Source organism: Sulfitobacter sp. 1A13421, from assembly GCF_043557285.1.
GTDB lineage: Bacteria > Pseudomonadota > Alphaproteobacteria > Rhodobacterales > Rhodobacteraceae > Sulfitobacter > Sulfitobacter faviae.
The window spans coordinates 38,429-62,222 of the sequence record NZ_JBIFFQ010000001.1 but is presented as its reverse complement, the minus strand read 5'-3'; the positions used below and the strand labels follow the sequence as shown (position 1 = coordinate 62,222).

At 63.3% G+C, this 23,794-nt stretch carries 26 protein-coding genes; 14 read left to right on the top strand and 12 right to left on the bottom strand.

The genetic code is table 11. The features are described 5' to 3' along the window. Genes nuoN through ACGYLI_RS00350 form a run of 4 tightly spaced genes read left to right on the top strand, consistent with a single transcriptional unit; the run spans nt 1 to nt 4,678 of the window. Entirely contained in the window at nt 1-1,446 is a 1,446-nt protein-coding gene (gene nuoN, locus ACGYLI_RS00365) for an NADH-quinone oxidoreductase subunit NuoN (RefSeq protein ID WP_394416253.1), read from the top strand. 32 nt (nt 1,447-1,478) lie between these two features. After that, nucleotides 1,479-2,210, top strand: coding sequence for a biotin--[acetyl-CoA-carboxylase] ligase (locus tag ACGYLI_RS00360; RefSeq protein WP_394416251.1), 732 nt, complete (start codon nt 1,479-1,481; stop codon nt 2,208-2,210). A gap of 22 nt (nt 2,211-2,232) precedes the next feature. Beyond that, nucleotides 2,233-3,009 (top strand): type III pantothenate kinase, encoded by a 777-nt coding sequence (locus ACGYLI_RS00355; RefSeq protein WP_394416249.1) that lies wholly within the window; start codon nt 2,233-2,235, stop codon nt 3,007-3,009. 1 nt (nt 3,010) lies between these two features. Beyond that, nucleotides 3,011-4,678, top strand: a complete 1,668-nt coding sequence (locus ACGYLI_RS00350; RefSeq protein WP_394416247.1) for a ribonuclease J — start codon at nt 3,011-3,013, stop codon at nt 4,676-4,678. Here the strand turns inward: ACGYLI_RS00350 and ACGYLI_RS00345 are convergent. The 4 genes from ACGYLI_RS00345 to ACGYLI_RS00330 all read right to left on the bottom strand — a co-directional run bounded on the left by ACGYLI_RS00345 (nt 4,662) and on the right by ACGYLI_RS00330 (nt 9,715). Next, a complete protein-coding gene (locus ACGYLI_RS00345) occupies nt 4,662-5,324 on the bottom strand; it encodes a hypothetical protein (RefSeq protein WP_394416245.1) in 663 nt (220 codons plus the stop codon). The two genes, ACGYLI_RS00350 and ACGYLI_RS00345, sit on opposite strands and share 17 nt — an antisense overlap. A gap of 100 nt (nt 5,325-5,424) precedes the next feature. Further along, entirely contained in the window at nt 5,425-6,933 is a 1,509-nt protein-coding gene (locus tag ACGYLI_RS00340; protein WP_394416243.1) for a DEAD/DEAH box helicase, read from the bottom strand. 149 nt (nt 6,934-7,082) lie between these two features. Then, nucleotides 7,083-8,018 carry a glycosyltransferase family 2 protein gene (locus tag ACGYLI_RS00335; protein ID WP_394416241.1) on the bottom strand — a complete coding sequence of 312 codons (936 nt, stop codon included), beginning with the start codon at nt 8,016-8,018 and terminating at the stop codon, nt 7,083-7,085. A gap of 77 nt (nt 8,019-8,095) precedes the next feature. Further along, entirely contained in the window at nt 8,096-9,715 is a 1,620-nt protein-coding gene (locus ACGYLI_RS00330; protein ID WP_067268179.1) for a peptide chain release factor 3, read from the bottom strand. A 103-nt stretch (nt 9,716-9,818) separates the two neighbouring features. Between ACGYLI_RS00330 and ACGYLI_RS00325 the strand changes: the two genes are divergently transcribed. After that, nucleotides 9,819-10,202, top strand: a complete 384-nt coding sequence (locus ACGYLI_RS00325; RefSeq protein WP_394416239.1) for a SnoaL-like domain-containing protein — start codon at nt 9,819-9,821, stop codon at nt 10,200-10,202. Here ACGYLI_RS00325 and ACGYLI_RS00320 read toward each other — a convergent pair. Then, nucleotides 10,199-11,212, bottom strand: coding sequence for a Hint domain-containing protein (locus tag ACGYLI_RS00320; protein ID WP_394416237.1), 1,014 nt, complete (start codon nt 11,210-11,212; stop codon nt 10,199-10,201). The genes ACGYLI_RS00325 and ACGYLI_RS00320 overlap by 4 nt on opposite strands. Before the next feature lie 136 nt (nt 11,213-11,348). Between ACGYLI_RS00320 and ACGYLI_RS00315 the strand changes: the two genes are divergently transcribed. The 5 genes from ACGYLI_RS00315 (at nt 11,349) to ACGYLI_RS00295 (ending at nt 15,457) form a co-directional block, all read left to right on the top strand. Continuing rightward, nucleotides 11,349-12,128, top strand: coding sequence for an SDR family oxidoreductase (locus ACGYLI_RS00315; RefSeq protein WP_322327929.1), 780 nt, complete (start codon nt 11,349-11,351; stop codon nt 12,126-12,128). A gap of 143 nt (nt 12,129-12,271) precedes the next feature. Beyond that, on the top strand, nt 12,272-13,630 hold the full coding sequence (locus tag ACGYLI_RS00310) for a sodium:proline symporter (protein WP_394416235.1): 1,359 nt from the start codon (nt 12,272-12,274) through the stop codon (nt 13,628-13,630). Between the two features lie 42 nt (nt 13,631-13,672). Further along, the gene (locus ACGYLI_RS00305) at nt 13,673-14,761 is read left to right on the top strand and encodes an ABC transporter ATP-binding protein (RefSeq protein WP_394416233.1); all 1,089 of its coding nucleotides are present in this window, start codon (nt 13,673-13,675) and stop codon (nt 14,759-14,761) included. Beyond that, the gene (locus ACGYLI_RS00300) at nt 14,758-15,108 is read left to right on the top strand and encodes a Lin0512 family protein (RefSeq protein ID WP_271687623.1); all 351 of its coding nucleotides are present in this window, start codon (nt 14,758-14,760) and stop codon (nt 15,106-15,108) included. The genes ACGYLI_RS00305 and ACGYLI_RS00300 overlap by 4 nt, the downstream gene beginning before the upstream one ends. After that, nucleotides 15,101-15,457, top strand: a complete 357-nt coding sequence (locus ACGYLI_RS00295; RefSeq protein WP_394416231.1) for a Lin0512 family protein — start codon at nt 15,101-15,103, stop codon at nt 15,455-15,457. The genes ACGYLI_RS00300 and ACGYLI_RS00295 overlap by 8 nt, the downstream gene beginning before the upstream one ends. An 18-nt stretch (nt 15,458-15,475) precedes the next feature. Here ACGYLI_RS00295 and ACGYLI_RS00290 read toward each other — a convergent pair whose 3' ends face one another. Continuing rightward, the gene (locus tag ACGYLI_RS00290; protein ID WP_394416229.1) at nt 15,476-16,138 is read right to left on the bottom strand and encodes a helix-turn-helix transcriptional regulator; all 663 of its coding nucleotides are present in this window, start codon (nt 16,136-16,138) and stop codon (nt 15,476-15,478) included. A gap of 183 nt (nt 16,139-16,321) precedes the next feature. On the opposite strand from ACGYLI_RS00290, the gene ACGYLI_RS00285 reads away from it, so the two are divergent. The 4 genes from ACGYLI_RS00285 to ACGYLI_RS00270 are packed head-to-tail and all read left to right on the top strand — an operon-like array spanning nt 16,322 to nt 18,867. Beyond that, nucleotides 16,322-16,588 (top strand): twin-arginine translocase TatA/TatE family subunit, encoded by a 267-nt coding sequence (locus ACGYLI_RS00285; RefSeq protein ID WP_067268177.1) that lies wholly within the window; start codon nt 16,322-16,324, stop codon nt 16,586-16,588. A gap of 4 nt (nt 16,589-16,592) precedes the next feature. Continuing rightward, the gene (tatB, locus tag ACGYLI_RS00280; RefSeq protein ID WP_394416227.1) at nt 16,593-17,159 is read left to right on the top strand and encodes a Sec-independent protein translocase protein TatB; all 567 of its coding nucleotides are present in this window, start codon (nt 16,593-16,595) and stop codon (nt 17,157-17,159) included. 5 nt (nt 17,160-17,164) lie between these two features. Next, nucleotides 17,165-18,022, top strand: coding sequence for a twin-arginine translocase subunit TatC (gene tatC, locus ACGYLI_RS00275; protein WP_067267932.1), 858 nt, complete (start codon nt 17,165-17,167; stop codon nt 18,020-18,022). Further along, nucleotides 18,019-18,867: an ATP-binding protein gene (locus ACGYLI_RS00270; RefSeq protein ID WP_394416225.1), complete on the top strand. Its 849-nt coding sequence runs from the start codon at nt 18,019-18,021 to the stop codon at nt 18,865-18,867. Before tatC ends, ACGYLI_RS00270 begins: the two co-directional genes overlap by 4 nt. 57 nt (nt 18,868-18,924) lie before the next feature. Here ACGYLI_RS00270 and ACGYLI_RS00265 read toward each other — a convergent pair whose 3' ends face one another. The 6 genes from ACGYLI_RS00265 to ACGYLI_RS00240 form a co-directional block, all read right to left on the bottom strand. After that, a complete protein-coding gene (locus ACGYLI_RS00265; protein ID WP_271693468.1) occupies nt 18,925-20,166 on the bottom strand; it encodes a M23 family metallopeptidase in 1,242 nt (413 codons plus the stop codon). Nucleotides 20,167-20,227: 61 nt separating this feature from the next. Continuing rightward, nucleotides 20,228-20,884 carry a protein-L-isoaspartate(D-aspartate) O-methyltransferase gene (locus ACGYLI_RS00260; RefSeq protein WP_067267929.1) on the bottom strand — a complete coding sequence of 219 codons (657 nt, stop codon included), beginning with the start codon at nt 20,882-20,884 and terminating at the stop codon, nt 20,228-20,230. Next, on the bottom strand, nt 20,881-21,666 hold the full coding sequence (surE, locus tag ACGYLI_RS00255; RefSeq protein ID WP_394416223.1) for a 5'/3'-nucleotidase SurE: 786 nt from the start codon (nt 21,664-21,666) through the stop codon (nt 20,881-20,883). Before surE ends, ACGYLI_RS00260 begins: the two co-directional genes overlap by 4 nt. A gap of 72 nt (nt 21,667-21,738) precedes the next feature. After that, nucleotides 21,739-22,392, bottom strand: coding sequence for an SDR family NAD(P)-dependent oxidoreductase (locus tag ACGYLI_RS00250; protein ID WP_394416221.1), 654 nt, complete (start codon nt 22,390-22,392; stop codon nt 21,739-21,741). A gap of 64 nt (nt 22,393-22,456) precedes the next feature. Beyond that, nucleotides 22,457-22,717, bottom strand: coding sequence for a pilus assembly protein PilZ (locus ACGYLI_RS00245; RefSeq protein WP_394416219.1), 261 nt, complete (start codon nt 22,715-22,717; stop codon nt 22,457-22,459). Nucleotides 22,718-22,907: 190 nt separating this feature from the next. Then, a complete protein-coding gene (locus tag ACGYLI_RS00240) occupies nt 22,908-23,756 on the bottom strand; it encodes a ferredoxin--NADP reductase (protein ID WP_394416217.1) in 849 nt (282 codons plus the stop codon). Nucleotides 23,757-23,794 lie beyond the last annotated feature (38 nt).

Genomic DNA, 23,794 nt, shown 5'->3' with positions numbered 1-23,794 from the left:
ATGATATCCGCTGATCTGAACATCATTCTGCCCGAGATCGTCCTTGCGGGGTTTGCCCTGCTTGGCCTTCTTGGCGCGGTCTATACGTCGAAAGACAAGGCCGCCGGGGTGCTCGTCTGGGTGACCGCGGTGGTGATGGTGCTGCTGGCCGGTTGGGTGGCCATGTCTGGCGACGGCACCACCAATATCGCCTTCCACGGCATGTTCATCGACGACACTTTCGCGCGTTTCGCCAAGGTGACGATCTTGCTTTCGGCCGCTGTCGTCTTGGTCATGTCGGAAAACTATATGAAACTGCGCGGCTTGCTGCGGTTCGAGTATCCGATGCTCGTGGCCTTGGCCGTCGTTGGCATGATGATGATGGTCTCCGCAGGCGACCTGATGGCGCTCTACATGGGCCTCGAGCTGCAATCGCTGGCGCTTTATGTTGTAGCCTCCCTGCGCCGCGACTCGGTTAAATCCACGGAAGCGGGTTTGAAGTATTTCGTGCTCGGCGCACTCAGCTCGGGCTTGCTTCTCTATGGCGCATCGCTGGTCTATGGCTACGCCGGGACCACGCTGTTCGCGGGCATCATCACCACGGCGCAAACGGGCGGCACATCGCTTGGCCTGCTCTTTGGTCTGGTCTTCCTGATCTCCGGTCTGGCCTTCAAAGTCTCCGCTGTGCCCTTCCATATGTGGACACCGGACGTTTACGAGGGCGCGCCCACGCCGATCGCGGCCTTCTTTGCCACGGCCCCCAAGGTTGCGGCGATGGGTCTCTTCGCGCGGGTGATGCATGACGCCTTTGGCCAGATCGTCGGCGATTGGACCCAGATCGTCGCGCTGCTGTCGGTTCTGTCGATGTTCTTTGGCTCGGTCGCCGCGATCGGTCAGACCAATATTAAACGTCTGATGGCCTTTTCCTCCATCGCGCATATTGGCTATGCGCTCATGGGGCTAGCCGCGGGCACCGCTTTTGGCGTGCAGGCAATGCTGGTCTATATGGCGATCTATGTGACCATGAACCTCGGCACCTTCGCCTTTATCCTGTTGATGCAGAAAGACGGCGCGCCGGTGACCGATATTACCCTGCTCAACATGTATGCCAAGACCAACCCGGGCCGGGCGCTGGCGATGCTGGTGCTGCTGTTCAGCCTTGCGGGCGTGCCGCCGATGCTGGGCTTCTTCGGGAAGTTCTATGTGCTGCGCGCGGCCTATGACGCCAATATGACATGGCTGGCCATCGCGGGCGTGATCGCCAGTGTGATCGGTGCCTATTACTACCTGCGCATCGTCTTCTACATGTACTTCGGCGAAGAGCGTTCGGACACGCTCGATCACCAGAACGGCGGCGTGCTGACCGTGGTGCTGATGGCCTCTGCCGTCATCATGATCGTCGGTATTGCCAATATGTTCGGCGTCGAAGGCTTGGCGGCATCGGCAGCGGCATCGCTGGTGAACTGAGCGGTGCGGCACGAGATCGACCAGGGACGCGCATGACCCCTTGGCCGGAAGGCTATGGCCGGCGCGTCTATGACACGCTCGATTCCACCCTCTCAGAGGCGGCGCGGTTACAGCAAGAGCTGACCGCGCCGACTTGGATCTTGGCGCTGGAGCAGACGGCGGCGCGCGGGCGTCGGGGGCGGAGCTGGGCCACTCCCCGCGGCAATTTCGCGGCCACCCTGATGATGCCGCGCAAAGAGGCGCCGGGCGTCGCCGCGCTGCGCTCTTTCGTGGCCTCGCTCGCGCTTTACCGTGCATTCGTGGCTGTGACGGGGCGGGAGGACGCTTTTGCGCTCAAGTGGCCGAATGACGTCCTTCTGCGCGGCGGCAAGGTCGCTGGCATTCTGTTGGAAAGCGTGGGTGAGCATCTGGCCATCGGCATCGGCGTGAATCTTGCGCATGGACCGGTGGCGGACAGCCTTGAAGCGCGCGCCTTACCTGCGGTGACCTTGCGAGAAGCGGGGGGCAATGTGGGCGCAGAAGAGTTCCTCGACGTGCTTGCGCGGGAATACGCCGGTCTGGAAGAGCAGTTCACGACCTATGGGTTCAGCACGATCCGCACGGCGTGGCTCGCCCATGCCGCGCGGCTCGGAGAGGTCATCACCGCGCGCACCATGCGCGACGAGATGACCGGCGTTTTCGAAGATGTAGACGGCGCAGGCAATCTGATCCTGCGCACCCGCGACGGCGCGGTGCCCATCACCGCGGCGGACGTGTTTTTCTAAAATCGGGGGGAGGGGAGGCACCATGCTTCTGGCAATCGACTGCGGCAATACCAACACCGTGTTCTCTATCTGGGATGGGGATGCGTTCATCGCCACATGGCGCACGTCGACCGAATGGAAACGGACCGCAGACCAATATTACGTTTGGCTCAACACACTGATGCGGCTTCAGAATATCGACGCCGACATCACCGATATGATCATCAGCTCGACGGTGCCGCGGGTGGTGTTCAACCTGCGCGTTCTGGCGGATCGCTACTTTAACACGCGGCCCTTCGTTGTCGGGAAACCGGGCTGTGCACTGCCCATCGACGTGCGTGTGGACGAGGGGACGCAGGTCGGCCCGGACCGGTTGGTGAACACCGTGGCAGGCTATGATCTCTATGGCGGCGACCTGATCGTGGTGGATTTCGGCACGGCCACGACCTTTGACGTGGTGGCCGATGACGGGGCCTATATCGGGGGTGTGATCGCTCCGGGGGTGAACCTCAGCCTAGAGGCGCTGCACAACGCGGCCGCCGCCCTGCCGCATGTCGACATCTCGAAACCGCCGTCGGTGATTGGCACCAATACGGTGGCCTGCATGCAGTCCGGTGTCTTTTGGGGTTATGTCGGGCTGGTTCGTGAGATATGTGAGCGGATAAGGGCGGAACGTGCAAGACGCATGCGCGTTGTCGCCACGGGGGGTCTGGCACCGCTGTTTCAGCAGGCAGTCGACCTGTTCGATGATTATCAAGATGAACTCACGATGCACGGGCTGACCGTGATCCACGATTATAATAAGGACAAAGCTGAATAATATGAGCAGCGAACGATTTATCTATCTGCCCCTCGGTGGGGCGGGTGAAATTGGCATGAACGCCTATGTCTATGGCTACGGCAAGCCCGGGAAAGAGCGGCTGATCGTCGTCGACATCGGTGTGGCCTTCCCGGATATGGACAGCACGCCGGGCGTGGACCTGATCCTGCCCGACATCACTTGGCTGAAAGAACGCCGCGACCAGATCGAGGCGATCTTTATCACCCACGCCCACGAAGACCATATCGGCGCCATCGCGCATTCCTATGAGGTGCTGAAGGCGCCGATCTATGCGCGCGCCTTTACTGCCAATATCGCCCGCCGGAAGATGTCCGAACACGGCCACCCCGAGGATGCGGTCACCACCGTCAGCGCATGGCCCGAGCAGATCACCGCAGGCCCGTTCAAAGTTGGCTTCCTGCCGATCTCGCATTCGATCCCCGAATCCTCCGCCATGGTCATCGACACGCCCGAGGGGCGCACGATCCATTCGGGCGATTTCAAGATCGACCGCACGCCGGGCGTCGGCGAAGCCTTTGACGACGCGCTTTGGGCCGAGGTTTGCAAGGATGGCGTGAAGGCGCTGATCTGCGACAGCACGAATGTTTTCTCCGCCCATCCCGGTCGCTCCGAAGCCACTGTGGGCCCGGAGATCGAAAAGCTGGTGAGCAGCGCCGAGGGTATGGTCGTCGCCACCACCTTCGCCTCCAACGTGGCGCGGGTCAAAACCCTGGCCGAAGCCGGTGCGCGGGCAGGGCGGTCGATCGTGCTCTTGGGCCGTGCGATGAACCGCATGGTCGAAGCCTCGATCCAGACCGGTGTGATGAAAGACTTCCCGCCCGTCATTTCGCCCGAGAATGCCCGCGCGATCCCGCGCGAGAACCTGATGTTGCTGGTCACCGGCAGCCAAGGGGAGCGCCGCGCGGCCTCTGCGCAACTGGCCCGGGGCAAGTATCAGGGGATCGAGTTGAAAGAGGGCGATCTCTTCCTCTTTTCGTCGAAAACCATTCCGGGCAATGAGCGTGGCGTGATCGGCATCATCAACCAGTTCTCGGAAAAGGGCGTCGATGTCGTCGACGACTCCTCGGGCCTCTATCACGTCTCAGGCCATGCCAACCGCCCCGATCTTGAAACGCTGCATGCCATCGTGAAACCTCAGGTTCTGATCCCCATGCATGGGGAGCATCGCCACCTGCGCGAACACGTCAAGATCGCCGATACCAAGGGCATCACCGGCGTTCTGGCGGTGAACGGCATGATGGTGGACCTGTCGGGCAACCAGCCCAAGGTGGTCGAACATGTCGACACAGGCCGCATGTATCTGGACGGTTCGGTTCAGGTTGGTGCGCTGGATGGTGTGATCCGCGACCGTATCCGCATGGCGCTGAACGGCCATGCCACGGTGACGCTGATCCTCGATACCGATGACGAGCCTTTGGGCGAGCCTTGGGTCGATCTGATGGGGCTGCCGGAAACGGGCCGCTCCAACGCGCCGCTCGTGGATGTGCTGGAACAAGACCTCAGCCAATGGCTGAACCGCCAGAAAGCCGCCACCCTGCGGGATGACGACAAGCTGAATGACGGTTTGAAAAAGGTCGCGCGGCAGTCGTCCTATGACGAAATCGGCAAGAAGCCCGAAGTCACCGTGGTGGTCAGCCGTCTGAGCTGACCTCCGCGTCACCGCTGCACATATAGACCGCGCCGCCCACCGCGACCACGCTTACCCCCGTGGCCGCAAGGGCGGCGGGGGTCGACAGGGCAGTGGCCAGCGTGCTGCCTGTCGTCGCCAAATTGGCGCTGAGGGCAGAGGCCCCTCCCGTCAAAATGAACGCCCCCGATTTATGTGCCACGGCGCGGAGGTTCTCCGGCTGGCTGAGCCTGTCCACGGCGGAGCGCGCGATGTTCTTGCTGATCTCGACGGTCTCTTCCTTGGTGGTGTTCACCCGCTCGCAGAAGGTCTTCTTGCAATAGCCGCGATAGTTCCGCGCGCCGGGGATCAGGAAATGCCCGTCTTCGGGCGTGGCGGTCAGGCAATAGCCGTCGATCTGATCCAGCGGCACAGTGGTGGCGAGGTAGTCGAACAGCACTCCGCTGTCGCAGGCGGGCGGCGTGCCCCAAAGCTTGCTCCACTTCCGCGCGGGCCAATTCATCAGACGCTCGCGGGTGCCGACCTCTTCGGCGAAATTGGCGAAATTTTCGGCCTCCACCACAACTTCGGCGCCATTGACCTCGGCCCGGCAGCGTTCGGCGCTGGCGGGGGCGGCTGTAAGGGCGGTCAGGGCAAGGGCGAGGGCGAAGAGGGCGGGGCGCAGCATGATGGTCCTATGTGAGTGGTTTCCCCTCACATAGCACAGACGAAAAAGCCGCCAATCCCGGCGAGGATCGGCGGCGAATTCATGCCCGCTGTGGTGCGGTTCAGATGCGTTCGCGGAAGCTTAAACCGATGAAGTCTGGCGTGTGATCGCCCAGACCGACGACACGGTTGTCGTTGCCGCCACGTTTGTCGCCCCGGCCACGTCCGCCGCGCGACTTCTTCTCGTCCTTGTTGCCGCGGCCCGACTTGCGCTCGCCCTGCGCGGCCTCTGCCTTTTCGGGCTGCGCTTTGTCGTCGGTTTTAGCGTCGACCTTGGCCTCAGCCTTCTCGGCCTGCGGTTGCTTGTCCTCGGCGGGTGCCTCAACGGGCTTGTCGGCCTTGCGGCTGCGAGAGCGGGTCCGCTTGGGCTTGTCATCGGACTTGGCCGGTGCGTCGGAGGTCTCCTCGGCGGGTTTGGCTTTGCCAAGCGGGTTTTCGATGCGCGGGATTTCCTTTTGCACCAAACGCTCGACATCCTCGAAGTTCTTTTCGTCGCGCGGCTGGCAGATCATGATCGCCTTGCCATCGCGGCCCGCGCGGCCGGTGCGGCCAATGCGGTGAACGTAGTCTTCGGCATGGCTCGGCACGTCGAAGTTGAAGACATGGCTCACGCTTGGCACATCAAGGCCACGCGCGGCAACGTCGGAAGCCACAAGGAAGCGCAGCTCGCCACCCCGGAACCCTTCGAGCGTGCGGGTTCGCTGGCTCTGGTCCAGATCGCCGTGGATCGGGGCCGCGTCATATCCGTATTTCTTCAGCGATTTCGCGACGATATCCACGTCCATCTTGCGGTTGCAGAAGATGATCGCATTGGTGCATTTCTCGCCTTCGGCATCGATCAGCAGGCGGAGCAGTTTGCGCTTCTCGCTCGCCTCGCGGTCCTTGCGCGAGCCTTTGAACATGACGACGCCTTGTTCGATATTCTCGCTCGTGGTCGCCTGACGCGCCACTTCGATCCGCTCAGGGTTGCTGAGGAAGGTGTTGGTGATCCGCTCGATCTCGGGCGCCATGGTGGCCGAGAAGAACAGCGTTTGCCGGGTGAAGGGCGTGAGGCCAAAGATCCGCTCAATGTCAGGGATAAAGCCCATGTCGAGCATCCGGTCAGCTTCGTCCACGACCATGACCTTGACGTCCGACAGGATCAGCTTGCCACGCTCGAAATGATCAAGCAAGCGGCCCGGTGTGGCGATCAGCACGTCGACGCCCTTGTCGATCAGCTTGTCCTGCTCCTTGAACGAGACTCCGCCGATGAGCAGCGCCTTGGTCAGTTTCAGATGCTTGGAATAGGTGTCAAAGTTCTCGGCCACCTGAGCGGCGAGTTCCCGCGTGGGGCAGAGCACGAGGCTCCGCGGCATCCGCGCGCGCGCCCGGCCACGGGCGAGAAGTGACAGCATCGGCAGCGTGAAGCTGGCTGTCTTGCCGGTGCCGGTCTGGGCGATGCCCAAAACGTCACGACCTTCAAGAGCGGGGGGAATGGCGCCCGCCTGAATAGGTGTGGGCGATTCGTAGCCAGCCTCATCAATAGCTTTGAGGACCTTGGCATTCAGGTTCAGATCGGTAAATTTTGTCATGTGCGTCCGAGTTGAGCGGACACTGACTTGGCCCGCGGCAGCAATACAAGCCGGCCCGAATGGCCCAAGGGGCGGCATTTGCCGCGGCATGTTGCGAAAGCGCATAGCAAGTTGCGGCCCAGCCGTCAAACACTTGCCCTCTCAGGCGCTTAACTTGGGAAATGGCGCGACACCTTTGCATCAAGGTCGAGATCAGCGAGACGCAGCAGACCGTGGGCATTTAACGTTTCGCGCAGTTCAGGCGTATCGGCGCAGACCTCATCAAAAAAGGCGCGCAATCCCGGCTCACCCCCTTCGGATTCGATCATGGAAAAGAGTTCATGCATCGACAATCCGCCGCGATCGCGGGGGCGGTTCGGGGCCAGATCGGCGCGGTAGGAGCCTTTTTCCAGCCGGTAGCGATAGGCGGCGAGCCACTCCGGCCAGCTTTTCGCGTGAAGATGCGCAAGATCAATGCCGGGCTGCTGCTCTGGCCCGTCGATCATCGTATCGTGCTGAAAAGCGTTGTGGATCTGGAGCCGCACCTCCGCCATCCCGGTGCGAACGAAAACTTTCCCGGCCAGATGGCTCAGAAAGCCACCTTTGACGTAATCACCATAGGTCGGGTAAAGCGCCGAGACGATCTGGGCGCGCTCGGGGCCGTTCGGAATGAAGGCTTTGAAGGCCGTGCCATCCCCAGCCAAAGCCTCCATCGGGCGGATGCGGGTGATTTTTTGTGCCGGGGGCAGGGTGGCGAGCACCTCGTGCACCGGGCGGTCAGAGACGAGGAATTCGTCCACATCCATATGGATCAACCAATCCACATCATCCGCCCGGCTATAGGCGCGGGTCGCGTTCTGGCTTTGACGGACTTGGTGCTTTTGCGGACGTTTGCCGCAGAGCCTTTGCCAATAGGCCTCATCGCAGGTGGTGACACGGATTTTCGGATGGGCCTTCAGGCTTTGGAAAGCCTCTGGGTTTTCGGCATCGAGGTATAGGTAGAGGCGATGCGCGCCCGCCTCCAAATGGTAGGCGGCAAAGCGTCGTATCTCCTCTGCGGGGGCCAGGATCGTGGCCACCAGCCCCCATTTCGTCGTCGTCGGCATCGCGTCTCCCCAGTTGGGGTTAGAATGCCATGATCGGCCCCGAAATCAAGGTTTTCTGCCCCCGGGGGCGGGCCGTTTTACACCATCATTTCCTTGGTCGCGGTCAGCTTCACATCCGGGTAATCGCGCTCGACGCGGTCGATGTCCCATTGCAGGCGGGTCAGGTAAACGATGTCGCCATCGTGGTCATGCGCGATGTGCTGTTTGTTGCTATCGATAAACTTATCAACGGCTTGCTTCGTGCCGTTCACCCAACGGGCCGAGGTGAACTGAGACGGCTCAAACCGAACCGGCAGGCCATATTCCAACTCGATCCGGCTGGCGAGCACTTCGAATTGCAACTGGCCGACGACGCCCACGACAAACCCCGAACCGATCGAGGGTTTGAACACTTTTGCAGCACCTTCTTCGGCGAATTGCATCAGCGCTTTTTCAAGGTGTTTCGCCTTCAGCGGGTCGCCCGCGCGGACCGATTGCAGCAATTCGGGCGCGAAGGAGGGGATGCCGCTCACGCGGAGCGCTTCGCCTTGGGTCAGCGTGTCACCGATGCGCAGCTGCCCGTGGTTGGGGATGCCGATGATGTCGCCGGCCCAAGCCTCCTCGGCCAACTCGCGGTCGGAGGCGAGGAACATGACCGGGTTGGACACCGTCATCGGCTTTTTCGTGCGCACATGGGTCATTTTCATGCCACGCTCGAAATGCCCCGAGGCGAGGCGGACAAAGGCCACGCGGTCGCGGTGCTTGGGGTCCATATTGGCCTGCACCTTGAAGACAAAGCCCGCGACTTTTTTCTCTTCGGGCAGGATCTGGCGTGGGGTGGCGGCTTGGATTTGCGGCTCTGGCCCGTATTTGGCGATGCCTTCCATCAATTCACGCACCCCGAAGGAGTTGATCGCCGAGCCGAACCAGATCGGGGTCAGCGTGCCTTCGTGCATCGCCTTGAGGTCCAGCGGTGGCAGCAGTTCGCGCGCCATTTCAAGGTCTTCGCGCAGTTTCTCCAGCAGCGCGGCGGGAACGTGTTCGGCCAGCTTTGGGTCGTCAAGCCCTTCGATCTTGATGCTGTCGGCGACGCGGTTCCGGTCGGCGCGGTCCATCAGTTCCAGCCGGTCGCGCAGCATGTCATAGCAGCCCACGAAATCGCGGCCCACGCCGATGGGCCAGCTTGCGGGCGTCACGTCGATGGCGAGGTTTTCCTGAATCTCGTCAATGATTTCAAAGGTATCGCGGCTTTCCCGGTCCATCTTATTACAGAAGGTCAGGATCGGCAGGTCGCGCATCCGGCAGACTTCGAAGAGCTTTTGCGTCTGGCTTTCCACGCCTTTCGCGCCGTCGATCACCATCACGGCGGCGTCCACTGCCGTCAGGGTGCGGTAGGTGTCTTCGGAGAAATCCGAGTGGCCGGGCGTGTCGACGAGGTTGAACCGGTAGTTGGTGTCACCGCTATGGAAGTCAAAGGACATGGCCGAGGCCGAGACTGAGATACCCCGGTCCTTTTCCATCGCCATGAAGTCCGAGCGCGTGCGCCGCGCCTCGCCCTTGGCGCGCACTTGGCCGGCCATCTGAATGGCCCCGCCGAACAGCAGGAACTTTTCAGTCAGCGTGGTTTTGCCCGCGTCAGGGTGGCTGATGATCGCAAAGGTGCGACGGCGCGCGATCTCGGGCGGCAAGGCGGGGCGGTTTTGCGGCGTGTCCAACATCCGACCCATATAGGCCGCGCCGCGACCGGGCGCAATCTGGCCATTGCTGCGAATCGCTGGGTGGCGTAGGGTGAGAACATAAGGGGTACATGGAGGGGATGCGATGGAACTGAAAGAGATTGCCCGCGAATTGGTCGCGGGCTGCCGTGCGGGGAACGCCCAAGTGCGTGCGAACCTTGATCGGCTCTATGCCGACGATGCCGTCTCGGTCGAGGCGGCCGATATGGGCGGGCAGGGGCGAGAGACCCATGGGGTCAAGGCAATCCATGGCAAGCACGATTGGTGGGAGAACGCGATGGAGGAACATAGCACCGAGGTGATCGGCCCGTTCTACTTTGGCGACAGCCAGTTCAGCGCGATGTTCAAGGTCGATGCCACCGACAAGCAAAGCGGTGAGCGGTTCCAGATGGAAGAGATCGGCGTTTACCACGTCAAAGACGGCAAGATCGTCCGGGAGGAGTTCCACTACGCCGTCGAGGCGCCTTAACGGGTTGAGGCTTTGCGCAGCAGCGCCGCCGCGTCGGGGCGGTCAAGCAGTGCCTCTGCCAGATCGAGCCCGGCATGGGGCAGATCGGAATGGCCGGGGATCACCTCGCCCAAGGCTTCGGACATTTCCGGCGGCAGGACCGACCGGGTGCGGCTGTCGACCAACATGGATTCGGCGGCGATGCCTTCGGCATAGATGATCTGATGCCCGTCAAAGAGCAGTTGGAAGTAGTCGACGAATCCACCGTCCTGCACCGTCACGCTGTCGCCGTTGACCAGATGCCGCGCCTTGACCAGCAATTCGGACCGGCCCGCGCCCATCTCATCGCTGCGTTGATAGAAGAACAGCCGGTGATCGGGGCTGACGATCAGGTCGTGTTCGTTGTTGAGCGTGCCTGCGCGGATGCGGATCGGGGCAAATTCGCCGACCGCGCGCAGGGTGCTTTGCCCGATCCAGCGCAGGGTTTGCACCCCGTCGTCGCGGGTCAGGATACGGTCCCCCACGCGCAGGTCTTCGATAGGCCGCAATTCACCCGTGCTGAGCGAGATATGGGTGCCGCGCGTGAAAGAGACGCAGGCCAGCTGACCGAATTTTTGCCGCGCGGTCTGGGTGTCGATGCCCACGATCCGGTAGCCCGTCTGCGGTGTCAGCGGGCCAAACGGCAAAAGGTAAACCTCTGCCGCGTGCCCGTGTTGATCGACCTCCACCAGCAGCAGCGCCTCTTGGGTCTGCCCGTCGGGCGACATCAGCGTCAGCAGGCTGTCGAGATGCAGATCGCCCCCGGGGCGGCCCACGCCGGTATCCTCAGTAAGGCGGAATTGATCGCCGGGCAGGGTTAGCAGAGACAGGCGCTGCGGCTCTGCCGTGCGGTCCAACTCATAGACATCATCGAGGACCAATTCGGCGGCAAAGGACAGCGCATCGCCCATGTTTGCCCCATCGCTCGCGCGGAATTGCCCGGCGCGGTAGACGGCGAGGTTCTGTGCGGGGGCGGTGCGGCTGGGGGACATGACGGGCCTTTGGTTCTGGGGCTTTCGCCAGTGAGATAGGCTAGAATTGTGGCCCGGATGGGTCAAGGCTCGGGTGATTTGCTGGCATTGGCGGCGCGGCGTGGTAGGCATATGCAAATGCATAGGAGGAATCAAAATGGATTTGGGAATCAAAGGGAAGAAGGCGCTGGTCTGTGCTTCGTCCAAGGGGCTCGGCCTTGGCTGCGCCGAGGCGCTGGCGGCGGCAGGGGTGAACCTTGTGATGAACGCCCGCGGCGCAGAGGCGCTTGAGGCCTCGGCCGAGCGCATCCGTCAGGAACACGGCGTCGAGGTCACCACCGTCGCGGCGGATGTGGCCACGGAAGAGGGTCAGGCGCTGGTCATCAAGGCGGCAGAGGGCTGTGACATTCTGGTCAATAACGCGGGTGGCCCCCCTCCCGGCATGTGGCAGGATTGGGACCGCGAGGATTTCATCAAGGCGCTCGACGCCAATATGCTGGCCCCCATCGCGCTGATCAAAGCCCTAGTGCCTGGAATGATGGAGCGAGGCTGGGGCCGGGTCGTGAACATCACCAGCCAGTCGGTGCGCGCGCCGATCCCCGTTCTGGGGCTCAGCAACTCCGCCCGCACCGGGCTTACCGGCTATGTCGCGGGCACCGCGCGGCAGGTCGCGGGCAAGGGGGTTACGATTAACAACCTTCTGCCGGGCATTCATGCGACCGACCGGGCAGATTCGCTCGACGCCAATGTGGTTAAGCAAAAGGGCATCACGCTGGACGAAGCCCGCGCGGAGCGGCAGGCGGGCATCCCCGCGGGGCGCTATGGCACCCGTGAGGAGTTCGGCGCGACCTGTGCCTTCCTTTGTTCGCAGCACGCGGGCTTCATCGTGGGGCAGAACCTGCTGTTGGATGGCGGCGGCACCAATCTGACCATGTAAACCCTCCATGGCCGGGGCGCGCGTCCCGGCCATGACCCGTCGCGGCGGATCACATTCCTGACAGCAGCGGTTTCAGTGCTGGCCCGGATTGCAAGCGGCGGCTAACCCTTGTGGATTAGCTTCTCGCAAAAGGTCCGCCGCCCATGCAAACCACTGTTCTTGTCCTTCTTTTCGCAGCCGTGATCCTTGCCAGTCTCTTGGTGGCACCGCGCCGCGCGACGGTCGAGGGCTTTTTTGGCGGGGCCAATGCGGCGGGCCGCGCACCGGGGCTTTGGGTGCTGGTGCTGAGCCAAGTCACCACATGGATTTTCGCCCGCAGCCTGATGAACGCGGCGATCTTGGGCTATTTCTACGGCATCGCGGGCACGCTGGCCTATGCGGCCTATTACGGGTCTTTCCTGACGGGCGGTTTCATCGTCGGCCACCTGCGGCGCGGCGGCGCGCGGTCGGTGCAGGACTGGCTGGCGGGGCATTTCGGGAGCGCGGGCACGGCGGCCTATAACCTCGTGATCGGGCTGCGGCTGCTCTCCGAGGTTTTTGCCAATCTCTTGGTCGTCGCGCTGATTTTCGAGGCCGTCTGGCCCGGGTCGGGTACGCTGGCTGTTCTGATCGTCGCCGCCCTTGGCTTTGGCTATTCGGCGTGGGGCGGGCTTTCCGCCGCGCTGCGCACGGATGTGGTGCAGATGCTGGTCTTTCTCGTTGTCTTCGGCCTTGCGCTCGGAGCGCTGCTGCTGAGCCCGGGGTTCGAGCTTGGCCCGGTGCTAAGCGCGCCGGGCGTCTCTGGCCCCTACAACGGCTGGGTGCTCTTGGTCGTGGCGCTGTTGCAGGTCTTTTCCTACCCGGCGCATGACCCGGTGATGATGGACCGCGGCTTTCTGGCGGATAAGGCGACCACGCGGGCGTCCTTCCTTCATGCGTTCTGGATTTCGACGCTTTGCATCATCGGCTTTGGCTTTTTTGGCGTCCAAGCCAGCCTGACCGGCGCGGCCTATGAGGGTGAGTTGATCGGCACATGGGGGCAAATGTTCCCGGGCTGGATTTTCGTGGCGCTGATGCTGTCGCTGCTGGTCTCGGCGCTGTCGACGCTCGACTCGGCGCTCGCCTCTGCCGCGCGGCTGATGGTTGAGGAATGGCGCATTGCGCCGCGCAGCTTGAAGGGCGGGCGGCTGGTGATGGCGGGGTTCATGGCGCTTGGCGCGCTGCTGACGCTTTGGGGCAACGCCACCCTCTTTGATGCCGTGGCGGTGAGCGGCACCGCGTCGATGTTCCTTACCCCGGTGCTGCTGGTGGGGCTGGTGGCGGGGCGCGCGATCCCGGTCTGGAGCTACCTTGCCGCCTTTGCCGCCGCGATGCTGGGGGCTGCGGCTTATTTCGCGCGGGGCTGGGGATGGGTCGCGGCACTTCTACCCGAGGGGCATAAATATGAGCAATTGTTGGTGATCTGCATCTTCGTGCTGCTGGCCGGGTTCGCGGCGGTGCTTGCGGGGGCGCGGCGGGGCTGATAGCTGGGTTTCCGAGCGATTTGATCGGATACCGCAGCCGCCATGAGTGACCCCACCCCCCGTCTGGAAATTCGCAACCTGCGCCGCGCCTATGGCGGGCGGCAGGTGGTCGATGACGTATCTTTGCAGATCTTGCCGGGGCAGGTGACCTGCCTGCTTGGCCCCTCGGGCTGCGGCAAATCCACCACGTTGCGCATGATCGCGGGCGTTGAGATGCAAGACAGCGGCACGATCCATGTCGACGGCAAACTGATCTGCGACACCATGTTCCGCGTCCCGCCCGAGCGGCGCGAGATCGGCTTGATGTTTCAGGATTTCGCCCTGTTCCCGCATCTAAGCGTGGCCGACAACGTGGGCTTTGGCCTCAAGAAAGGCACGCGCGAGGAGAAACGCGCGCGGATCGAAGAACTGCTCGAACGGGTGGACCTGCTGCGCTATATCGACGGCTATCCGCACCAGCTTTCGGGCGGGGAGCAGCAGCGCGTGGCGCTGGCCCGCGCGCTGGCGCCGCAGCCGCGTATCATGCTGATGGATGAGCCGTTTTCCGGCCTCGACAACCGCCTGCGCGATGGCATCCGCGACGAGACGCTGAGCATCCTCAAGGAAGAGGACACCGCCGTTTTGCTGGTCACCCATGAGCCGGACGAGGCGATGCGCATGGCCGATGAGATCGCCCTGATGCGCGACGGCAAGATCGTGCAGCAAGGCGCGCCCTACAACGTCTATACGCGGCCCGTGGACCGTGCCTCCGTCGCCTTTTTCAGCGATGCCAATGTGCTTGAGGCCACGGTGACCGGGGCATTGGCCGATACGGTCTTTGGCCAATTCCTTGCCCCCGGGGTGCCCGACGGCACGCCCGTAAATATCGTCTTTCGCCCGCAACACCTGCGCATCGATTTTGACCGGGCGGGCAAGGGGCCGCGCCCGACGGCGTCCGATGGCACACCGGCCCGGGCGGTGGTGGAACGCGCGCGTTTCATGGGCAACGAAAGCCTCGTGGAGTTTATGTTGGAAGAGGACGGATCGCGGCTCAAGGCCACGGTGCCCAATGTCTTTCTGCCGCAACCCGGCGCCGTCATGTGGCTGACCGTGCGCCGCGACCGTTGCTTTGTCTTTCCGGTGACCTCATGAAGCCGCTGTTGGTAGAATTCGGCATGGGCTCCTCCCTGCGCCGCGGTGACTATACGCAGGCCGCGAAACGTGCGGTGCAGGATGCGCTGTGGCACAATTCGATCAATCTGGCCGAGCTTTTCGGTTTCGATAAATCGGCCATGCGCATCACCCTCGACGTGGGCGTGCAGCGCCCCGATTTGGTGGATGCCGAGGCGCTGCGCGCGGTCTTTCCCTATGGCGAGGTGACGGTGAAGCTGCATCACGGTGGTCTCGACGTGCCGCGCCCCGAAGGGGAAGGGAACCCAACGGTCATGGCCAATGTGGCGCTTTCCGTCGGCTTCGAGATGGAGCGTGCCGATGGCTGAGCAGCGGATCATCATCGAAATGGGCATGGGCAACGATCTGCATGGGATGGACTATACCAAGGCCGCCGCCCGCGCGATCGAGGATGCCCTGCGCCATTCTTCCCTACCGCTGTTCGGCGCGCTGGAGGTGACGCCAGATCAGATGCGCGTGCAGGTCACCGTCGCGGTGCAAGAGCCTGAGAAGGTGGATGTCGACGCGCTGGTGGCCAAACTGCCGCGCGGTCGCGCCGAGGTGCACGCGGTAAAGGGCGGGCTGAATGTAGCCACGGAACAGGATACCATCGTGATCGCGCAGGCCAGTGTCGAGGCGTTTTTGCCCCCGCAAACCGGCTGGCGATTGAAGGGCTGAGGCGGCGTTGATCTGGGGTTAGGGGCGATGGTCCGCGAGCGTTCTGCCCGGCTCGTCCACGAACAACTCCGGTAGCGGCTCAGCGCTCTCAATCTGATCAAGCGGCAGGGTCACGAAATCCGCCGCCCCCTCGCTCCAGGCCGTCAGCAGCCAGAACCGCCCCCAATTGCGCACCTCAAGCGGGCGTACCACCTGCGGAGCTTCGCCGATCACCGCAATCCGCAGCTTTTGACGGGCCTGCACGGCCGCGCGCAGCACCGGCAGATGGGTGAAAACCCGCGTGGCTTTGCCCTGCGACCTCAGCGCCTGCGCCCATGCGGCGCCCTCGGCAATGGTCTCGGTCGGCAGCACCGCGTCGAATTTGGCGGCCAATGCCTCTGCCGCGGCTTGCAGGGCGGGGTCGCCCACCTCTGCTGCCACGGCAAGGCCGAGGTTCAGCGCCTCCACCTCCGCCGCCGTCAGGGTCAGCGGGGGCAGGGTGATCGCAGGGATGATCCGATAGCCTTCGCCCCGCGTCCCAGCGATGGACAGGCCCGCCGCGCTGAGCTTGCCCATATCGCGGTAGATCGTGCGGGGGGAGACGCCGAACTGCCGGGCCAGATCCTCGGCCCGGTGCAGCCGCCCATCCCGCAGCCTGTCGATCAGCCGGACAAGCCGATCTTCGGTTTTCGCTGATACCATGCTGCCTCCTGACGCTCCTGACAAAAACATGTCACAACTGGAATTGCACGCCCGAAAATCGGCAGTCCTTCGCCCGCCGCACCGCCCATCCGCCGCATTGCCCCTTCATGGTCCCGGCGCCGCCCGCTATCACAGTCCAGACCGGCGCGACCAGACCGCGCCAAACCTGATGGGAGAACAGACATGTTGAACAATATCGGACTGCCGGGCCTGCTGCTGATCGCGGTTGTCGTGCTGGTGCTTTTTGGCCGTGGCAAGATTTCCTCGCTCATGGGCGAAGTCGGCAAGGGCATCACCAGCTTCAAAAAGGGCATCAGCGAAGGCGAAGAAGAAAACAAGCGCGACGAGATCAAACATGTCGAAGACGTGCACCATGCTGACCTGCCGGAACATGCCGATCAGGGCACCCATCCCAAGACCGACCTGAAGGCCGACAAGGACCGGGTGTAACCCGATGTTCGATCTGGGTTGGACGGAACTTTTAGTCATCGGCGTGGTGGCCCTGATCGTGGTCGGCCCCAAGGACTTGCCCGTGCTGTTTCGGCGCGTCGGGCAATTCGTGGGCAAGGCCAAAGGCATGGCGCGTGAATTCAGTCAAGCGATGAACGATGCCGCCGATGAAAGCGGCATGCGCGAGATGTCATCGTCGCTGAACAAATCGCTCAAAACGGCCAGCAACCCGCTGGGCAGCGCCATGGATGAGGTCAAGGACGCGACCCGGTCACTGACCAATTTCGACCCTGAGAGCGAGACTGGCAAACTGGCGGCGCAAAAGGCCGAGGATGTGAAGAAGATCCGAGCCAGCACCGCGCGGGCCGCCGCCGAACGCAAGCAACGCGAAGCGGCGGAAGCCATGGCCGAGGCCGAAGCGGCAGAGGCGAAGCTTTCGGACGCCGCCCCCGCCAAGGAAGCCCCGGCGCGGCCTGTGATCGAAAAAGACGCAGGTCAGGCCCAAGCGGCATCGGACGATGCCGCCGCCAAGACCTCAACGGCACCCAAAGCTGCCGCCAAGAAAGAGTGAGTTGAATGAGCGCCACCGACGATTATGACGAGATCGACGACAGTTCCGCCCCGTTGATCGAGCATCTGGCCGAGCTGCGCACGCGGCTCATCCATTCGGTCATCGCCTTCATCATCGGGATGGTGATCTGCTTTACCGTCTGGAACCCGATCTTCAACTTCCTGACCGAACCGCTTTGCTCGGCCATGGCGGAACGGGGGCAGGAAGATTGCGGGCTGATCCTGATCAAGCTGCAAGAGGGGTTCTTCGTCGCCATCTCGATCTCGCTTCTGGGCGGTCTGGTGCTGGGCTTCCCCTTCATCAGCTACCAGCTGTGGCGCTTCGTGGCGCCGGGGCTTTACAAGAACGAGAAGGGGGCCTTTCTGCCCTTCCTGATTTCCTCGCCAGTGATGTTCTTCCTTGGCGCGGCTTTCGCCTTTTACGTCGTCACGCCGCTGGCCTTCGACTTCTTCCTTGGCTTCCAACAGGCCGGCACGCTGGTCGGTGGGCCGGATGGTGAAAACGGCATTGCCGCCATCGCCTTCCAAGGCTCGGCGCAGGAGTATCTGTCGCTCACGATCAAATTCATCGTGGCCTTTGGCCTGTGTTTCCAGCTCCCGGTTCTGCTGACGCTGATGGGCAAGGCGGGGCTGGTCAGTTCCGAAGGTCTGGCCAATGTGCGCAAATATGCGGTGGTGGCGATCCTCGTGCTGGCCGCGCTGGTCACCCCGCCGGATGTGATTACGCAGGTGATCCTTTTCGTGGTGGTTTATGGCCTTTACGAAATCTCGATCTTCCTCGTGCGCCGGGTCGAGACAAAGCGCAACGAAAAGCTGCGCGAAGAGGGCTACTTTGACGACGAAGACGAGGAAGACCTGCTGTGATCAATGATCCGATGGACCGTATCGCGGCGGCGCTGGAGCGTATGTCTCCCGCGCCGCTCGCCGCGCCGGACTTCGATGCGGCCACTGCCTTCGTCTGGCACACCGACCCCGACCGTCTGATGCCCGTGCCGCAGGTCGCGCGGATCGACCTGCCGCTTTTGGTGGGTGTGGATCGGGCGCGGGATACGCTCTTGGCCAACACCCGCCAATTTGCAGCGGGGTTGCCTGCGAACAACGCGCTTCTTTGGGGCGCTCGAGGCATGGGGAAATCCAGCCTTGTCAAAGCGATACACGCGGACGTTCAAGCATCACATGAAGCATTGCGCATCGTTGAATTGCAGCGCGAAGACCTGCCGTCGGTCGGGCGGCTTCTGTCCCTCCTGCGCGGGGCCTCGCAGCGGTTCATCCTGTTTTGCGACGACCTCAGCTTTGGCCATGACGACGCGCATTACAAATCGCTGAAGGCCGTGTTGGATGGGGGCATCGAAGGGCGGCCCGAGAATGTCGTGCTCTATGCCACATCGAACCGCCGCCACTTGATGCCGCGCGACATGATCGAGAACGAGCGCGGCAGCGCGATCAATCCTTCCGAAGCGGTCGAGGAAAAGGTCTCTCTCTCTGACCGGTTCGGGCTCTGGCTGGGGTTCCATCCCTGCGATCAGGACCAATATCTGGCGATGATCCGCGGCTATTGCGATGCCTTCGGCGTGGAGATCGACGACGACACATTGCGCGCCGAGGCTGTCGAATGGCAGGCCACACGCGGCGCCCGCTCGGGCCGGGTGGCCTGGCAGTATTTCGTGGATTTGGCGGGCCGAAAAGGCGTTCCCGTTTCGGGCGGTTGAGCGCCGGACGGTATTGGCGAAAGGGCCCGCATATTCTGCGGGCCCTTTGTCGTTTGGTTACTGAATATAGGGCGTCGGATCGACGCTCTCAAAGCCTTTGCGCACCTCGAAATGCACATGCGATTCCGATCCGCCGCGCAGTTTGGCGATCTGCTGACCCCGGCTGACACTATCGCCCTTGGCGACATTCACGCCGTCGACATTCGCATAGACCGTGAGCAGGTTGTTGGCATGGCGCACCACGACGATCGGGATGCCCTCGGCGCTCTTGGTGATCGCGGCGACGGTGCCCGCCTCGGCGGCTTTCACCGGCCCGCCGGGGCTGCCTTTGATGTTAATGCCCTCGTTCTTGCCCTTGGAATAGGCGCGGATGATGGAGCCTTGGACCGGGGGTGTCATCTTGGTGGCCTTTGCCGGGGCGGTGGGCTTGCCCACATCGGCCACAGGCTCTTTCGGCTCGACCTTGGGCGGCAGGGGCTGTGCGGTCTCATCCTGCGGCAGCGGTTTGGCGGCAGAGGGCGGCGTCGGCGTGGGGGTGCCTGCGCCGGGCGCGCTGGTGACCGGCTGCACGGGGCGTGAGGCGGCGGCGCTCGACGCGGTGTTGGTCGCCTGACGCGGGGGCGCCTGTTTCTCGACCGGGATCAGCAGGAATTGGCCCTCGCGGATCGCGAAATCTGGGCCGAGGCCGTTCCACTCGGCCAGTGCCTTGACCGGCACGTTGTAAAGACGCGCCACGGTATAGGCGGTCTCGCCCCGCTCGACCCGGTGGCGCACAGGCTCTTTCGCCTGCGGTGCTGCGGGCTGCGGCGCGGGCGTGCTGGTGGTGCCTGCGGGCGGCAGGCTTTGGGTCTGCACGCTGGGGGTCGCCGGGGCGCGGTCGATGGCGCTGCCGGCAAGGGTGGTAATGTCCACGGCGCCATTGGTGCCGGGCGCAGGCTCAGAGACGCGGCGGGGCAGGGCGATGATCTCACCCTGGCGGAGCGGGACGCCCTGATCGATCCCGTTGTAGCGGGCCAATTCGCCGCTGTCGGCGCCCACACGCGCGGCCACGTCTTTCAGCGTATCGCCCCGGCGGGCGACGACGACTTGGTAGTTGGGATAAGAGATCACGCCCCGGGCGTCGGGCTTGGGCCGGTCTGCCAAAGGCCCGCGCGCGGCTTCGGCGGTGGAGAACCCATCGCCAAAGGTGCTGCGCATGTCGTAATCCAAGGGCTGATTTTCGCAACCTGCCAGCAGTATCGCACTGGTCCCGGCCATTAGGGTCAGCCGCATGGGGCGGCGCAAGCGTGTTTGGCGCATCTGCAAGTCCTCATCTTCGCCCCCAGACGGTATGGGGCGTTGTCCGTGTCTCTGTAACCTATTAGCCGTCCTTGCCCAAGCCTTCCAGCAGGGGGACAAAGCGCACGGCACGCAATTCGTCGTATTCCAGCCCATCAGCGGTCTTTCGCACGCGGATGAGGTGTTGGACCGTGTCGGATTGGCCGACGGGCAGTACCATGATGCCGCCTTCCTTCAACTGCGCCAGCAGGGGGCCGGGCGGGTCTTCGGCGGCGGCGGTCACGATGATCCGGTCAAAGGGGGCCTGTTCGGCAAGGCCAAAGCTGCCATCGGCGGTGATCGCGGTGATATTGGTCAGATCCATCGCCTCGAAGACGCCGCGCGCCTCTTGCACCAGACGGCGGTGCCGGTCGATGGTATAGACCCGCCGGGCAAGCTTGCTGAGGATCGCGGCCTGATAGCCCGAGCCGGTGCCGATTTCGAGCACCTTATCGCGCGACGACACCTGCAAAGCTTGGCTCATGAGCCCCACGACAGAGGGCTGGCTGATGGTCTGGCCGCAGGCGATGGGCAGGGGCATGTCCTCATAGGCGCGGCTGGCAAAGAGGCCGCGAATGAAGGGGCCGCGATCGATCGCTTCCATCGCTGTGAGCACACGCGCATCGGTCACGCCCTTGGAGCGCAGCGCGTAGAGGAACTGCATCTTGCGTTCCGCTTCAGAGATGGGTGGCTCATTCATCCGTTGATGCCCGCCAGCGTTTCGAGGGCTGCGTGATCCGTCAGGTCGCAGCGCATCGGGGTGACTGAGACATAGCCGTCAAGGTTGACGCAGGCATCGCTGCCCGGTGCCGTTTGCACGCGCTGATCGCCGCCCTTGATCCACAAAAAGCGGCGGCCCGAGGGCGACAGATGTGCTTCGGTCGAAAACCCGGTGCCGGGGCGGCGGCCCTGAGGGGCCAGCCGGATGCCACGCACATCAGCGCCCGCTACGGGCGGGAAGTTCACGTTGTAGAAAAGCCCATAGGCCGCGTCTTCCTTGGGGCTGTGGTCCAAAATGCGGCGGCAGGTCTCGGCGCCGTGCTGGGCGGCGGCCTCAAATGGATCGGCGAGATCGCGGTTGGCGGGGCCGTAGTATTGCGACAGGGCGATGGCGGGCAAACCTTGCAACGCCGCCTCGATCGCGCCGCCAAGCGTGCCGGAATAGAGCGCGTTTTCAGCCGCGTTATTGCCCCGGTTCACGCCGGAGAGCACCAGATCGGGGGGGGCGGCGGTCATCGTGTCGTGGATCGCGGCAAGCACGCAATCGGCGGGGGAGCCTTCGGTGGCGAAGACGCGTTCGTCCAATCGCGTGATCATCATCGGCTTGGTGTAGCTGATGCAATGGCCCACGCCGGATTGCTCGAACGCCGGTGCCACGGTCCAGACCTCGCCCGTAGGTCCGGCCAGTTCCTCGGCAATGGCGCGCAGCACGGCCAGACCGGGCGCGTTGATGCCGTCATCGTTTGTAATCAAAATACGCATGAATGGCCCCTTTTTGCCTTGATAGGCGAGGGGCGGACCGGCGGCAAGCGCAGCGCGCCGGTGCCGCGCGGTTCAGGAGGCGGAGTTTTCCGACAGTTGCGCCAATACCGCAGCGGCCTGCGTGGCGGTGTCGCTCAGCGCCGCGCGGTCTTCGCCTGGGAAGAAGCGGGCGCGGGTGGCGGTGGGCATCGGCTCGGGCGTGAGGATATGGACACGGGGGCCGATCTGCGCGGTCTCGACCTGCCAAGAGGTCGCCAGCGCGATCTGCGCGGCCTTCGTGGCGCCGTAGCTGCCGAAGAATTTCGTGCCCGCACGCGGATCGTCAAAGAAGACAGCTGTGCCATTCGCCCCCAAAAGCGGCGAGACAAAGGTGATCAGCCGCGCGGTGGCGGTGACGTTTCCGGCGATGGATTTCTCCATATCCTTGGCGTCGATGTGATCGGTGGGCGTCAGCGGGGCGGCATGGACGGCGCAGTGCAGCCAAAGGTCAAGCCCGCCCCAGCGGTCATGGATGCCCCGGCACAGCACGGCCATGGCATCGGCGTTGGTGACGTCCATCGGCGCCAAGGTGGCGCTGCCGCCCTTGGCTTGGATACGGTCGTCCAACTCTTCGAGCGCGCCGGTCGTGCGACCGACCGCGATGATGTGATGGGTGGGGGCCAAGGCTTCTGCCAATGCGGCCCCAAGGCCGCGCGATGCGCCGGTGATCAATGCTGTCTTGCTCATGCGCGGGATGTGCACTGCCCCGCGCGGCAGGTCAAGAGGCGCGCGCCGCGCCTCCCTCAAGGTTTCAGCTCTGCGGCAGGCGCAGCACTTGATTGCCGCGGCGGCTGGAGAGCACCAACGTCCCTTGCCCGATGGCGGAGACGATGCCGCCTGCGACCTGATCGCCCACTTCGACGCGCGAGATTTTACCGCCACCTTCGCGGATCAGCGCGCCGGGCGTGCTGTCGCTGCCGAAGATGCCGATCAGCGCCGTGCTGGACAGGTCGGCTTTTTGAGTTGCCAGATCGGAGACTTTCTTTGGGGTCGGGGTCCCATTGCTCGCCATTGATATGCCTTTCGCCTGTGGTTGCGTTTCGCGCGGCAGTCCCCCGCGCTCGCAAGGCGTCAGCTAAGCCCTGCCGCAGTGCAGCGGAAGGGGGCGTTTTCGGGATGCGCAGGGTTCTGCCAAAGCGTCGGCAAAGCTGCGCCGACACCTTGGTTGTAACGCTGCGACCTTTCGTAAGGCTTAATTCGGCTCAGCCGACGAAAGCCTTTTCAACGACGAAATGCTGGGGGTCGGAATTGGCGCCCTCGGTCAGGCCAAAGCCTTCGAGAATCTCCATAATATCCTTGTTGAAGCCAAGGCTGCCGCAGACCATGGCGCGGTCATGGGCGGCATTGATTTGGGGCACGCCCAGATCTTCGAACACCGTGCCATCCTGCAAAAGGTTGGTGATCCGGCCCATCTTGGGGCTCTCTTCGCGGGTGGTGGTCGGGTAATAGCGAATCTTGGCAAGGTTTTCCGGGCCGATGAGTTCCTGCATCAGCTCGTCAGCCTTCAGTCCTTCGATCAACTGCCGGCCATACTCAAGCTCTGCCACGTCGCGGCAGGTGTGGGTGACGATGACCTCGTCGAATTTCTCATAGGTCTCAGGCTCGCGCAGCAGGCTTGCGAAGGGGGCAAAGCCGGTGCCGGTGGCGAACATCCACAACCGGACGCCGGGCAGCAACGCGTCATGGACCAGCGTGCCCACGGGTTTGGGCCGCAGAATGATCTGATCGCCGGGCTGGATGTGTTGCAGCTTGGAGGTCAGCGGGCCGTCTTGCACCTTGATCGAGTAGAACTCCAACTCATCGTCCCACGCGGGCGAGGCGATGGAATAGGCGCGCAGTAGTGGTTTTTGCTTGCCGGTTTCGGGATGCGGGTCGCCCATCAGGCCGATCATCACGAACTCACCCGAGCGAAAGCGCAGGGAAGCGGGCCGGGTTACCCGGAACGAGAACAGCTGATCGGTCCAGTGGGTGACCGAGGTCACGGTCTGGGCATCGGGCAATGTCGGGACGGGCTTGGCGGCGGTTTGGTTCACTGTGCTCTGCTCGGTCATCATGGTTTCCGCAAATCGGGTTGCGGCCTCTACTTATG